At 62.7% G+C, this 14,400-nt stretch carries 10 protein-coding genes; 7 read left to right on the top strand and 3 right to left on the bottom strand.

Annotated features, from left to right (window positions below):
* The first annotated feature begins 10 nt into the window (after positions 1-10).
* From HCZ87_RS00645 to HCZ87_RS00635, 3 genes are read left to right on the top strand one after another with little or no spacing between them, the layout of a single operon-like run.
* Complete coding sequence (locus tag HCZ87_RS00645) at positions 11-1,096, top strand: GntR family transcriptional regulator (protein WP_254868470.1); 1,086 nt, start codon at positions 11-13, stop codon at positions 1,094-1,096.
* Complete coding sequence (locus HCZ87_RS00640; protein ID WP_167641835.1) at positions 1,093-2,376, top strand: glycosyltransferase; 1,284 nt, start codon at positions 1,093-1,095, stop codon at positions 2,374-2,376. The genes HCZ87_RS00645 and HCZ87_RS00640 overlap by 4 nt, the downstream gene beginning before the upstream one ends.
* A gap of 22 nt (positions 2,377-2,398) precedes the next feature.
* The gene (locus HCZ87_RS00635; protein WP_167641834.1) at positions 2,399-2,875 is read left to right on the top strand and encodes a hypothetical protein; all 477 of its coding nucleotides are present in this window, start codon (positions 2,399-2,401) and stop codon (positions 2,873-2,875) included.
* Between the two features lie 17 nt (positions 2,876-2,892).
* Here the strand turns inward: HCZ87_RS00635 and HCZ87_RS00630 are convergent, their stop codons facing one another.
* Positions 2,893-3,372 (bottom strand): Lrp/AsnC family transcriptional regulator, encoded by a 480-nt coding sequence (locus HCZ87_RS00630; RefSeq protein WP_167641833.1) that lies wholly within the window; start codon positions 3,370-3,372, stop codon positions 2,893-2,895.
* Positions 3,373-3,513: 141 nt separating this feature from the next.
* Here HCZ87_RS00630 and HCZ87_RS00625 point away from each other — a divergent pair, with 141 nt between their 5' ends.
* The 3 genes from HCZ87_RS00625 to HCZ87_RS00615 all read left to right on the top strand — a co-directional run bounded on the left by HCZ87_RS00625 (position 3,514) and on the right by HCZ87_RS00615 (position 6,670).
* Positions 3,514-4,551, top strand: a complete 1,038-nt coding sequence (locus HCZ87_RS00625) for a zinc-dependent alcohol dehydrogenase family protein (RefSeq protein WP_167641832.1) — start codon at positions 3,514-3,516, stop codon at positions 4,549-4,551.
* 46 nt (positions 4,552-4,597) lie between these two features.
* Entirely contained in the window at positions 4,598-5,782 is a 1,185-nt protein-coding gene (locus HCZ87_RS00620; RefSeq protein WP_167641831.1) for an aromatic amino acid transaminase, read from the top strand.
* Positions 5,783-6,022: 240 nt separating this feature from the next.
* Positions 6,023-6,670: a response regulator transcription factor gene (locus HCZ87_RS00615; protein WP_167641830.1), complete on the top strand. Its 648-nt coding sequence runs from the start codon at positions 6,023-6,025 to the stop codon at positions 6,668-6,670.
* A gap of 1 nt (position 6,671) precedes the next feature.
* Here the strand turns inward: HCZ87_RS00615 and HCZ87_RS00610 are convergent, their stop codons facing one another.
* Positions 6,672-8,399: a HAMP domain-containing sensor histidine kinase gene (locus tag HCZ87_RS00610; protein WP_167641829.1), complete on the bottom strand. Its 1,728-nt coding sequence runs from the start codon at positions 8,397-8,399 to the stop codon at positions 6,672-6,674.
* A 19-nt stretch (positions 8,400-8,418) separates the two neighbouring features.
* Entirely contained in the window at positions 8,419-9,717 is a 1,299-nt protein-coding gene (locus HCZ87_RS00605; protein WP_167641828.1) for an MFS transporter, read from the bottom strand.
* 224 nt (positions 9,718-9,941) lie between these two features.
* On the opposite strand from HCZ87_RS00605, the gene HCZ87_RS20845 reads away from it, so the two are divergent.
* A complete protein-coding gene (locus tag HCZ87_RS20845) occupies positions 9,942-14,195 on the top strand; it encodes an Ig-like domain-containing protein (protein ID WP_167641827.1) in 4,254 nt (1,417 codons plus the stop codon).
* Positions 14,196-14,400: the final 205 nt, after the last annotated feature.

Below are 14,400 nucleotides of genomic sequence, written 5' to 3'. Positions count from 1 at the left end.
GTGTTGAGCCTTGGTCGCAAGGCCAAGATTTATTCTGGCGGCTATTGCGTGCCGTCTGCCCAAACTGTATTTTTCAGAACAAAAGTACGTCAATTTGTATTTGCTGTTCTTTTCAGAAAACCTTGGCAAAGCCGCCGACCCTCAAAGGGAGGACCCCTCGAAAATGGCAAGCACGCGGCGCAACTCTCACCAGAGCCACCTGCACCTGGCACAGCAGATCGCCGCGCTCATCCTGGAGCGCGGCATGAAATGTGGTGAACACCTGCCAGAGCAAGCCCTTTCCGACGCCTGCGGCGTTTCTCGAACCCCCATCCGATCCGCCCTTAAGCTGCTTGAATCAAAAGGAATTTTAGAGTGGCGACAAGAGAAGGGATATTTTACCGCGCTAGATACCGCCGATCGCATCACCGCCGCCCTTCAGGAACTGGAAAACGCGGAAGAGACTCTTGCCAATCGCATCCTACTGGATCGCAGCGAAAGACGCCTGGATGAAATACAGTCCGTCAGCGCCCTTGCTCGAAGATACAGCACCGCCAGAAGTACAGTACTATTTGCGCTAAAAGTACTATCCCAAGAGGGAATCGTTACGCAATTGCCGGGGCGCGCATGGGCCTTTCAACCCATGATAGATTCCCCAAAATCGGCGTCAGAGAGTTTCGAGATGCGCCTGACGCTTGAACCCCTGGCGATTTCAGCCCCCGGATTCGCCGTTGATCCGCAAAAAGTGGGCCTCTTGCGCAGCCAGATGAAAGATTTTCTCGCGGTGGAGGAAACCCGCACCTCCGCCACCCTGTTTCAGCGCATCGACATCGACTTTCACAGCCTGATCGCCGAAAGCTCCGGCAACCGCTTTGTGCGCAGCGCCCTGTTGACCCATCACCGCCTGCGTCAGGCGTCGAAAAAAGGTCCGACGATCCCCGCCTTCCGCATGCATCAGGCGATGGAAGAGCACATGGAAATCCTCGACAGTCTGGACCGCAAGCAATATGCGCTGGCCGCCGATCAGATGACGGTGCATTTACGCCGCTCCAGCATTCGCCGCCCGGAGGCCACCAACCGCGGCATTTCACCGCTTAGAAGAGGTTCGCGCCCGTGAACACGTCCCCAACAATCGCCCTCTTCCCCGAAGCCAGCTTTGGCGCGGCGCTGAACTGCGTCGGCATTGCGCAAGAACTGCGCAAACAGGGCGCGACCCCGGTGTTTATCTGCCATCCCGGCTTTGTCGGTGTGTTTGCGGAATATGGCTTTGCCGAATTCCACCTGACCGCCCAGCCCAGTCAGAGCACCCAAACCGCCGAAGCCCATTGGGAAGACTTCCTCAACACCCATCTGCCGCACTTCAACCTGCCGCCGCTTGCGCAGCTCGACACCTATGTTGCCCCCACCTGGGAGGCGATCGTGGACACGGCGATCGAAGTAGAAGACAGCCTGAAGGACATTCTCGCCCAGATCCGCCCGGATGCGATTCTGCTGGATAACGTCATCATGTTCCCCGCCATCACCCAGGCGGGCTGCCCCTGGGTGCGGGTTGTCTCCTGCGCCGAAACCGAATTGCCGGACCCTGCCGTGCCGCCCTATCTGTCCGGCCTCTCCGCCACCGATGCCGCCGACTGCGCCGCCTTTCAAAAGGCCTACCACAACGCCGCGCAGGGCGCCCATAAACGCTACAACGCCTTTCGCCGCAAATGCGGGCTGCCCCCGCTTGCGCCGGGAATTTTCCTGGAGAACTCCGACGATCTCAATCTCCTGCTCGCGCCCTCGGTGGTGAAATATGACCGGGCCACACCGCTCGACCCGGATCGTTTTGTCTATCTTGAGGGCTGCGTGCGCGATGAAAGCCCCTTTGAGCTGCCCTATTTCCGGCGCAACTCCGGCCCCCTCGTCTATACCAGCTTCGGCTCGCTTGGCGCGCTGGACACCGAGCTGATCCAGCGATTGATCGACGCCTATGCCGAAATCGACGCGCGCTTCATCGTCAATGTCGGCGGCTATCTCGACAGTTATGGCCAGGTGCCGGACAATGTATTTCTCGGCGATTGGTTCCCGCAGCCCTCGGTCGTGGCACATTGCGATCTGTTCATCCACCACGGCGGCAACAACAGCTTCTGCGAAGCGCTGTATCACGGCGTGCCCTCGCTGGTGATGCCCTATTGCTGGGACGGGCACGACAATGCGCAGCGGGCTGTCGATACCATTGTGGGACGGCGCGTGGACCGCGCCGCCTGGACGCCAAAGACACTGCGCGCCGATATCATGGCGTTGCTGGACGACCGCGCGCTGGCGGACCGGCTCTTGCAGGTCTCCGAGCAGATGCAGAAAACCCCCGGAACCCGCAGCGCCGCCGACGCGGTGATGGCGCTGCTGCGCCACCGCTGATCCCCCAAAGGAGCCCCTCCAGATGTCCCCTTTCGACAATCCCTTTCCCGCCTCGGATGCCCAGCGTCGCAGCCTCTGGGAGGCGCATATGCGCATCGACATCGACGCCTTCATCGCTGGCGACTGGGACGCGGTGGCCCCCTATTTCGACGCCGAACGCTTCATCGCCCTTGATGCGGGCGGGGCACAGACCCCGGCCGATTGGACCATCGGCTTTCCCGACCTCGCGGCCTACCGCACCTCATGGCTGGAGCAATCCCAGCAGACCCTCGCCAAGGCAGACCCGGAACAGCTGCGCCAGGCGCTGTTTTCCGGCGCAGAAATCGCGCGGATCGACTTTTACGGCGGGGACACCGCCATTCTGCACAAGGTCTTTGACGGCAAGCTCCCGCTCCGGGACGGCAGCCACGAGCCCTACAGCTGGCAATCCGTCTTCACCCTGCGCAAATCCGGCGGCGACTGGAAGATCGTCTCCTTCGTCGGCTACTTGCCGCGCTAGGGCCGCCCTCGCTCACCTCAGGCAGGGGCCGGCGGGCTGATCGGCAATTTGCTGGAGGCTTTCATCTCTTTCAGCGAGAGATTCGAGCGGATGCTGGTCACCCCCGGCAGGCGGCGCAGGGTGGTATCAACAAAGGCGCTGTAATCATCCAGATCCCGGGCCACCACGATCAGCAGGAAATCATCCGCGCCGGTGGTGTTGTGACAGGTCAGAATATTCGGGGTGGCGTCAACAATCCGCTGGAATTCCGCGGTGGCGGCCTGGTCGTGCTCTGAACAGCGCAGCTGCACAAAGGCCATCACCCCCAGCCCCAGCTTCCGGCGGTTCAGATTGGCCTGATAGCCCTCGATGATGCCGCTCTCCTCCAGCCGCTTCAGCCGCCGCCAGCAGGGAGTCTCGCTCATGCCCAGCATCTCTGACAGCTTCGCATTGGTGATCCGCCCATCATCTTGCAACGCGGACAGGATCTGGGCGTTGACGGCATCAATCTCAGGCAAGGGCAGAAACCTCTTCAAAATGCACAAAATGGAGCACTTTCCGCCCTAAAATACTGTAAACCGCGCAATATTAGCAAAGCATTTCTCGCGGCATTTGGTATGGTGCCGGAAAATCGTCAACCGCAACGGAAAGACCCCGCGATGAAAGCCGTCCTCTTTGAGAAGTTCCAAGAAGCGCCCAAGCTCGTCACCGTCAAGGACCCGAGCCCGGAGCCCCATGGCGTCGTGCTCAAGGTCGCGGCAACCGGTGTCTGCCGCAGCGACTGGCACGGTTGGATGGGCCATGACAGCGACATCGAACTGCCCCATGTGCCCGGCCATGAGCTGGCCGGCATTGTCGAGGCGGTCGGCAAGGATGTGACCAACTGGAAGGTCGGCGACAAGGTCACCGTGCCCTTCATCTGCGGCTGCGGCTCTTGTTCGGAATGCCACGCGGGTCATCAACAGGTCTGCCTGCATCAGGAACAGCCCGGCTTCACCCATTGGGGATCATTTGCCGAATATGTCGGCATTCACCAGGCCGACCTGAACCTCGTGGCGCTGCCCGAGAGCATGGATTTCGCCACCGCCGCCAGCCTTGGATGCCGCTTTGCCACGTCCTTTCGGGCGGTGATTGATCAGGGCAAGGTGCGGGCGGGCCAATGGGTCGCCGTGCATGGCTGCGGCGGTGTCGGCCTTTCGGCAGTGATGATCGCCGCCGCCGCTGGCGCCAATGTCATCGGCGTTGATCTCGACCCGGCCAAGCTGGCGCTGGCCAAGGATCTCGGCGCGGTGGCCACCCTCAACGGCAAGGAGGCCGATGTCCCCGGCGCCATCCATGAGCTCACACGGGGCGGCGCGCATGTGTCGCTCGATGCGCTTGGCCACCCGGTGACCATGACCAATTCCATCCTCTGCCTGCGGCCACGGGGCAAACACATCCAGGTCGGGCTGATGCTGGGCGAACATTCCGCCCCCGCGATCCCGATGCCCAAGATCGTCGGCCAGGAGATCGAGCTCCTCGGCTCACATGGGATGCAGGCTCACCGCTATGGCGCGATGCTGGATATGGTCGCAAGCGGCAAGCTCGATCCGGCCCGGCTGGTCGGCAATCAAATCAGCCTTGCAGAGGCGCCCGAGGCCCTGATGAACATGGATAAATTCCAATCCGTCGGCGCCACCGTGATCACACGGTTCTGAGACATAAATCCAGCGACGCGCAGGCGACCTGGGAAAGGGCGAAGCCATGTTTGAAACGCTTGAGGACTACCCCGTCGATCCGATCATGATCGGCGCGGATTATTTCGCGCAGGACCCCCGCACGGACAAGCTGAACCTCACGGTTGGGATCTATCAGGATGCGCAGGGCAAGACCCCGGTGCTCCAGGCGGTCAAGGCAGCCGAACAGCGCCTGGTCGATACACAGTTGACCAAATCCTATGTCGCCCTGACCGGCGATCCCGACTATTGCGCCCTATTGGGACAGGCCATCCTGGGCGACACTTGGGGCGCCGACTGGGTCGCAGCCCAGACCGCGGGCGGGGCGGTGGCGCTGCGGGTCATGGCGGATCTTCTGGCCCAGATGCCGAAGGCCCCCTCCGTCTGGCTGCAAACGCCGACCTACGGCAACTACATCCCGATCCTGACCGCCGCCGGCGCGCGCTTCAGCCAGGTTCCCTATTACGACCCGATCCGGCGCGCGATCACCTTTGATCAGATGCTCGACGGGCTCGCTGCCGCCAAATCCGGTGATGTGTTCCTGATGCAGGGCATCTGCCACAACCCCACCGGCGCAGATATGACGGTGGAACAGTTCGACGCGCTGCTCGACCTGCTGGAAGCCCGGGGCATCGTGCCCTGGATCGACCTTGCCTATCTCGGCTTTGCGCAGAGCTTCGAGGCGGATTGCGCCATGGCCCGCAAGATCGCCGCGCGTTTCCCCGAATGTATCGTCTGCGTCACCCTGTCCAAATCCTTTGGCATTTATCGCGACCGCGCTGGGGCACTGTTCGTCAAGACCCGCGCGGCAGACCGGGAGCGCATGCACCGGGCGATATCGGCCATCGTGCGTTCGGGGGCCTCGCATGCGCCCGATCATGGACCATCCGTGGTGCGCACGATCTTGCAGGATCCAGAGCTCAAGACGCTCTGGCTGCAAGAACTCGACCAGATGCGCGCCCGCGTGGCCCAGGTTCGCGCGGATATCGTGCAGACCGAAATGCAGGCGTTTAGCTCGCAGGCTCTTGGCTACCTCGCCAGTCAGTCCGGCATGTTCTCCTTGCTGCCGCTCACCGAAAGCCAGGAAACCGCCCTGACCCGTGATCACGGCATTCATGTCGTCAAAGGCGGCCGGGTCAATGTCGCACGCCTCGGCACCGAGGATATCGGCTGGCTGATCCGCGCCGCAAAGACGGTGATGTCAACGCCCTAGCCCCCCGCAGGGCAGCTGTGCCGCGCCTCTTCACAGAGGAAAGATTCGGCGCCGGGCCACCCGCCAGACACCGCCCAGAAAACAACGCATCGGCGAAACACGCGCGGCGGACACATCTTGAAATCCGCATTGTTGTGTTATTGCCGCACGTTTTCTGGAAATTTGAACGCGGATGGCACGCTCTTCACCGTTCATGACGTAAGGTCGCGGCCAACACCACTCTGGACGCAAGAACTCTGAATGGCCCCTGCCGCGAACCTGCCTCAATCAGCGATCCGCGTAGCGGCTGTCGATGACCACAAGCTGTTTCTCGCAGGGCTTGACCGCTTGCTGAACGGCCCTGATGGCACGATGCACTGCCAGTGTTTCGAGAGCGGGCTCGATCTGCTGGAGGCGCTGGAAGCGGGCAAACGCTTTGACGTGATCGTGACCGACCTGACCATGCGCGATCTGAATGGGCTGGCGTTGATCACGGCGGTGCGGTCGCGGGGGATGACCGCGCATTGCATCATCCTGACCGCATCCGAGGATGGGTTGACCCGCGAAAGCAGTGAGCGACTCGGGGCATTTCGTTTCCTGCACAAATCCGCCGATCCCGAAACCCTGCTGGACGCGATCCGCGAGGCGCATGCAGCCAAACGCCCCAGCCCGCGTGATATGTCGCTGCGGCTGGCCGAAAGCGATGCGTCCATCGTGCCGCAACTTGGCCCAAAACAAACCCGCGTGCTGGAACTTATCGCCGAGGGGCATTCCAACCGGCAAATCTCGGACGCGCTGTTCATCAGCGAAAACACCGTCAAGACGCATCTTCAGGCAATCTACCGGGAGCTGGGTGTCAAATCGCGCACCGCGGCGGCCCGGCGCGCGCGCGAATTGAGCCTTATCTAACCTAGACCAGCAATGCCTCGATCCGCTGCCGCAAGAGCTGCGGCGAAAACGGCGCGCTCAGGCTGGACGTGATCGCTGCGCCGCTTCGGTCGATGGTCAACACCGGAATGCCCAGCGCGCGTTCGATCCTCTCGGCCATCGCCAGCCCATCCGGCACAGGCACAGCCTCGCCCTTTGCGGGCCCGTCAATGGGCACATCGGGGGCCGCATCTCGGGGCATGTCCAGCACCGCAACATCAGGCCGTGCCCCCATCAGCCGGATCAGCCGCTGCGCCCCGTGTTCGCTATCCGCATGGGCAAAGCGCCACATCCAGATCGACAGCATCTCGCTATAGCTGCCAAGCAACGGATCCTCGGATTGCCCGACAAACAGAACAAAAGGCGCCTCATCCAGAACCGCGGGCGCGACCGGGCGTTCGGGAATACTCACGGTAAACACCGTCTTGCCGCCGCCCGAAACCAGCGCGATCTGGCCCTCGATCTGCGCGACCAGACTGCGCGTGATCGTCAGGCCCAGTCCAAGCCCAGGCTGGTCGGCCCCGTCCGACAGGCGCACGTATTCGTCGAAGATGCGCCCGCGATCCGCCAAAGCGATCTCCGGTCCCCAATTGGCGACCGCAATTGCGATCCGCCCCGAGGCGTCCCGCGTCATGGTGATCTCGACCGCGCTGCCCTCATCGGCATATTTCACTGCGTTGCTCAACAGATTACGCAGAATGCGCAGCAGGATGTGACGCGTCGAGATGATGGTCGCGCAGTCGCTCCGGGTCACCAGCGTGAGGCCGCGTGCCTCGGCCCGCAGGGTGAATTCCGCGCAGAGCGTGTCCAGCAAGACGCCCGTGTCGATCAACTCGGGCGCGGCGGTCGCTGCCAATGTGTCCAGCCGCGCATAGGTGATCAGCTCATCCAGCAGATACTTCTGACTGTTCAGCGCCTGCCGAATCCCGGCCAGCGCTGAAATTTCTTCGGGCGTTGCGTCCGGTCTTTCGAGATGCGCCAACAGATGCTGTTGCGCAATCACCGGCTGGGTCATGTCGTGGCTGATCGCAGCCATGAACCGCTTCTTCTCGTCGTTGAGCCGGGCGATGATCACACCCTGGTCGATAATCTCCTGCGAGGCGGCGCGGCCAAGATCTGACATGATTGCCCGCCGCGTCCGCGCGCTGGCCTGTTCGTTGGTGATATAGCAGAAGGCGAAATAGAGATAGGCGAACAGGCCATAAGCCCTTGGGTATCCTTCGCCAAAGACCATCAGATAGGTGCCGAACGGGATCAGCGCCGCAGTCGCCAACGCCAGGTAACCAGGCCGGTAGACCGTGCCGGACATGGCGCCTCCGGTGGTGATCGACGACAGGAAGACCGCCGAGACATAAATCTCCGCCTCGCCCCCGCCCGCCACCATGTAGATGGCGAAACCACCCCAGACGAGCCCGGTACAGGCGCTCACAACAACATGGCCACGCAGATAGGCCTGCGCCTGCCCGTCCGCGATGCCGTCGGGCCAGATGCGATAGGCATATAGCAATGTCACCCCGACCATGCCTCCGGCCACAGCGACCCAAAGCGCCGCGTCGCGGTGGTTTCCGCTCAGCACCAACAGAATGGCTCCGAACAGGATCACCCAGCCAACCATCCGCGCCGACCCCCAGGCCCGCGCGCGCAGCTGGCGGGCTTCCTCTGTCAGCACATCCGACAGATCAAACAGATCAAAGGGGTTGGCTTTGCTCATGCTGGATTCACCTGCCCCGTCACGCCGCAGCGGCCGGGGTCTCGGACACTGCCGCCACGGGCAGCCTCAGGATCATCATAAAGGCCAGCAGGCGCAGCCCCAGTGGCAGGCCCGCGTAGAACAGCGCAAGCCATCCCAATGCGTAGGCGTCATTTGGTCCGGCCTTGTCGAACCCCACCAGCCCCAGCACCGGGAACGCCAGCCCCATAGGCACCACAAAGGTCAGCTTTGACACCGCATTCTTGACCGCCAGAAAGCTCGCCGCGCGGGGGGCGTCGCCGCTCTGGGCCTCATCCGACACGATATCGGCCAGCATCGAGGTCGGCATCACCGCATCCGCGCCGAAGACCGCGCCAAGCGCCGTACTGAACACCGCAGCCGCCATCACCTGCCCCGGACCCAGCGTCAGCGCAAAGCCCAGCATCGCCGCGGCGAACACCACCGACGCCCCCCAGGCAAACCGCTTCGACCGCCAGCGCGACAGGCTGATCCAAAGCGGCAGGAACACTGCGGTGGCGGCAAAGACCAGCAAGAACATCTGCCCCACCAGATCCGGGGCTCCGATCACATGGGTCAGGAACAGCACCATCAGCCCTGCGGTCAGCGCATTGGCGGCCTGTACGATGAAGAACGCCGCCGCCAGCCTTCGGAATGACCGGTTGTTCAGCACCGCCCGCCATCCCTCCAGCAAAGGCCCCCGCGCTGCAACCAAAGCGGGCGCAGGCGGCAGCACCATCACCAGCAACGCAACGCCCAGCACCGCCAACGCCACCGCGACAATCGCGATCATCCGCAGCGACACGCCCATCCCGGCGGCCAGCGCAACCGGCACGATGGAGGCGACAAGCGCGCCAAGCACCTGGAACAACGCCTTTGCACCCGCCAGGTAGGACCGTTCATGCACATCGGGGGAAATCTCGATTCCGATGGCGGAATAGGGCACATCCACCACCGTGTAGAACAGGAAAAACAGCGCGCTGACCGCCACCAGATAGCCCAGCCCCGCGCCTTCGGGCGGGTTCAGCAAGAGCCATGTCGCCGCGATGAACCCCGGCAGCCCCGCCACGATCCACACCAGCCGCGGCCCCGCGCGATGCCGGGTTCGGTCGCTCAGGTGGCCGATCAAGGGATCGCTCACCACATCCAGCAGCCGACCGGCCACAAACACGGCCCCCACCGCGCCCAGCCCAAGCCCGACATCCACGGCATAGAACGTCGGAACGTAGATCACCAACGCAAAGCCCGTCAGCGCCAGCGGCGTGGTCAGCAGCCCATAGCCCAGCACCTGCCAGACGGTCATAATACGGCGTGACGCCATTGTGTGCGCTCCTCGTCTGCCCCAACCGCGCCCTTGCGGGTCGCCCAAAGACGAATGTGTCGCCGACCCTACCTCACCCCGCCCAGCGTCACATTCACCCATTCGGGCGATTGTTGGGCCGGGGGGGCTTTCCTTACGATACGTTAAGAAACAAAAAACGCGATACAATTTTAAGTTGCGGATTTTGCTGGAAAAACTCTTCAAGCGTACCAAAGGATTGTTCCATGAGATCGAACTCATCTAAGACCTCTGATCGCCGCAACAAACACGATGACGGAGACAAGGGAAACAGTGGCGGTCGCGGTCACGATCGTGACGACCACCGCAACCATCATTGGGACCAGAACCGCGATTATTCCGACCGGGGTCACGGCGTGATCGCCCACACCCGCAACGGCGATGATTCGATCATCGGCTCGCGCTACCGCGACATGCTATTCGCCGGATCGGGCGATGACACCGTCACCGGCGGCGGCGGCAATGATATCCTGTACGGTGGACGCGGCAGCGATACGGCGGTCTTCTCGGGATCCTTTCTCGACTACACCATCAAACCTGTGGGTTGTGGCCCCTGGCTGCTTGTCTCTGGCCCTGATGGCCACGACTTCCTGCACCGTTTCGAGACGCTGCAATTCGCGGATGCAAGCTTTGGCCTGGGCGGCAACAATGCACCGCTGGCGCAGCTGCGCGGCGACGGGCTGACCGGCAACGAAGACGGCGCCTTCGATTTCGCGCTGGATGTCTACGATCTCGAAGGTGGCACCGTCTCCGTCACCTCCTCTGCCATCACCGGCGGCGGGTCCGTCAGCGTTGCGCAGACCACGGCACAGCAAGACGCCACAACGGGCAGCAGCAGCGGTCTGGTCGTGACCGTCGATCCCGGCAATGCCTATGAAACGCTGGGCGCTGGGGAAATCGCCACCGAGACCGTGACCATCGAACTGTCCGACGGTCAGGGCGGCACCACGACGCTGACTTATACGGTCACCATCGAAGGTGTGAACGATACCCCGGTCGCGAGAGCCGTCACGGCCACCGCGCTCGAAGACGGCCCCGCCGTCGCCATCGCCGCCGCCTATACGGACGTTGACGCGACCGATACGCATACCGTCACGGTCGATACCACCGGCACGCTCGGGGCTGTCATCGACAATGGGGATGGCACCTTCAGCTACGACCCCAACAGCGCCTTCGAAACGCTCGCCCCGGGCGAGAGCACCACCGATAGCTTCACCTTCACCGTCGATGACGGCAATGGCGGCACCGATACGGAAACCGTCACCGTCACGATCCAGGGCCAGAACGATGCGCCCATCGTCGCGGCGATCAGCGGCTCGACCGGCGAAGAGGGGTCCGCCATCACCCTTGCCGCCGATTTCTCTGACGTGGACGGCTCGGACAGCCACACGTTCAGCGTTGATACCACCGGCACGCTTGGCGCGGTGACCGACAATGGCGATGGCACCTTCAGCTATGACCCCAATGGCGCCTTCGAGGCGCTTGGCTGCCATGAGACCGCAACCGACACCTTCACCTACACGGTGGACGACGGCAATGGCGGCAGCTCGACGCAATCCGTTGTGGTCACCATCACCGGCACCAATGATGCGCCCGTGGTTTCCGGCACCGTCACCGCCAGTGTCACCGAGGCCGATGCGCCGCTCACCCTTGACCTGCTCGCCAATGCCTCCGACATCGAAGGCGATACGCTCGCCATCGCAAACAGCTCGGCCACCGCGTCGGACGGGCGGTCCCTCTTGGTCTCGGTTGATGAAACCACCGGCACGCTGACGCTGGACCCCGGCCAGTTCGATGACCTTGCCGCAGGCGAAAGCGCGACGGTCACCGTCGCATACGACGTGTTCGAAGCCGACCGGGCCTATGAGGGAACCTCCGGTGCCGAGACGCTGGACAACGCCGGCACCTTCTTCATCGCCGACAATGACACCGGCACCCTGATCCGCGTCAAGCGCAGCCCGTCTGTCGCAACCGCGGAACAAGCCATCGCCGTTGCCGGCGTGGAGAACGGCACCTTGGTGGTGATCGACGGCAACAGCACAGGCGTCGGGATCAGCCCGCGTGCCATTCACGATGGCGTGGTGTCCACCGTGGGCGTCGACGGCGTGTCGCTGGGCAGCTACACCGGCCCGACCACCGTGGATTCGCTGGAGGTTCCGGCCCGCTATGTCTTGGTGGGGGGCGACATGACCAATGAAACGGTCACCGTCGAAATCCCCTACTCGGATGCAGACTGCGGTGACATGGTACACAGCTTCACCATACCCGGCGTGTCGCAGGGCAATGGCATCTCCTATACGACCCCGCAGATCGGTGGCGTCACGCTGCTCGCCGCACCCGAGGGCGTCGCCGCCAGCGCCGAGATCATCGTCAACGGTGTCAACGACGCACCCGAAGCGCAGGATCTTGCCGCAGCCACGGACGAGGACGGCCCGGCCCTGACCCTCGGTGCGGACTATTCGGATGTGGATCGCTCGGACACGCATACCGTGACCGTGGACGACAGCAGGGTTCAGGGCCTTGTCACCAACAATGGCGACGGCACCTTCAGCTACGACCCCAATGGCGCCTTCGACGCGCTCGCCGTCGGCGAAACCGGAACCGAGACCTTCAGCTACACCGTCGATGACGGCCAGGGCAGCACCGACACGGCAACCGTCACTGTCACCGTCACCGGCCAGAACGATGCGGTGGAAATCGACGCCGCAAGCTCTGACCTGAGCGCAACAGTGCGCGCAGGCACCACGCGCTCCATGACCCTCAGCCCGCAAGAGCTGCTGAGCTTTTACACCGGCAGCGGCCCGGCCGATCTGATCAGCTATCGCGGCGAAGACGTCATGCGGGTTCTGCCCGGCAATGGCTACCGCGTGATCCATACCGAAATCGACCTGTTCGCAGCCGGCGAGTTGACCACCGACGACACGGTTTCGATCACCCTGACGGGCGGTTACCGATACGGCACAGGCGATCAGGACTCGATGATCGGCCTCACCGATGGCGACTGGCACATGTCGATCTTCACCCGCGAACAGGGCGGGGTCTATCTGCTGAGCGACGACGCCTCGGCCAGCGGGTCTCTGGCGGTGCTGACCGGCTCCTCAGGCAGCGACAGCGCCTTCGTCACCTCGCCGCGGATCGAGGACTACAGCCTCAGCTATGATCTGGACGGCGCGTCGGATGCGATGGGGATCAATGTCCCGGTCAACGGGTCGCTGAGCGCAGGCGACGATCTCGACCCGGCAAATGGTCTGTCGGTTTTCCTCGGCACCGATGAAGGCGACGAGACCCACTATTACACCGGCATGACCATCGCCGCGCAGGTCGCGGCGACCGAAGCCTCGGGGCAGATCGTGTTCTCGGATCTTGACACGTCGGATGTGCAGACCGCCAGCGTGACCGGCTTTGCCCTGTCGGGCGACACCGCAGGCATCAATGCCAGCGCGGTCGAAGCACTGTTCTCGATCGCCACCGACGCATCATCGTCGGCGCAGGGCGGCAACGTGGATTGGACCTTTGCCACCGATGGCAGCCTGTTCACCGGGCTGGCCGCAAACGAAAGCGTGACCGCCAGCTTCGATATCACCGTCGATGACGGCCAGGGCAGCACCGCCACCGAAACCGTATCGGTCACGGTGGACGGGCTGAACGACGCGCCGCAAACCACGTCCAGCAGCCTGTCCATTTCCGAGCCAGCCGACATCCAGCGCAGCGCCGGGATCGGCTATACCGACATGCCCAATTCCGGGCGCTGGTACATCTATGATTTCGACACGAACCAGGCGCAAACGGTGCTGCGCGACTTCTCGAACCTCTATAGCGAACAGCAGGTTGCCGATGCCTACCTGAGCAACGGCAACGGGTTGATCGTGCACCCCAACCCAAACAACACGGGCTGGACCTTCGGCGCCGATCTCTTTGTCGACGGGGTGCAGACCAAGCTGGACAGCGATAGCTTCGAGATCCTCGACATTGATGGTGGCAGCTTCAGCCTGACAGACGACGCCTTCGTCGCCTTCCCGGAAGACAACGAAGAGGTGAAACGCATCACGATCGCGGTCAATGATGTCGAACTGAGCGACGGGCGCATCGTCAGCGCCAAGGCCGTCGTCAACGATCTGGACTACGAAACCACGGTCTTCGCGGTTGACGATCTGGATGTGCAATCGGTTCAGTTCTCGTCCGTGATCGAACAGCCCTCGCCGTTGCGGACCATCCATGTCAGCAGCTTTGATCCCGATGGCGATACGCTGGTGTTCGAGCTGGACACCACAGAGACTTTGGGCGAGGTCATCAATAACCAGGACGGCAGCTTCACCTACGATGCATCGGCTTTCGACTATCTGAATACAGGGCAGACCGCGACCGACAGCTTCGTCTACACCGTCACTGACGGGCACGGCGGGCTTGCGGTCGAAACGGTCGACATCACCCTCTACGGCGCAACCGACATCGTACTCTGACCCCAATAACATCTCGAAAACGCGGCCGTCCCATCGGGGGCGGCCGATTTACTTGCAGCGGTCACTATTTAGTTCATGCTTTGGGCCTTGGATTCTTGCCCTTCGGCCACATCGCGGTTTGGCGCTGTTTTTTTTCCGTAGTGCTTCCAGTGCGTTTGTCGCAACGCGAACAACCCCGCCGAAGCGGGGTGTAAGTGATTGTTAT

The organism is Phaeobacter sp. HF9A, assembly GCF_011806385.1.
In the GTDB taxonomy this organism is placed as follows: Bacteria; Pseudomonadota; Alphaproteobacteria; order Rhodobacterales; family Rhodobacteraceae; genus Epibacterium.
Note: the sequence above shows the minus strand (reverse complement) of the source record. Positions and strands in the feature narration are given on the sequence as shown.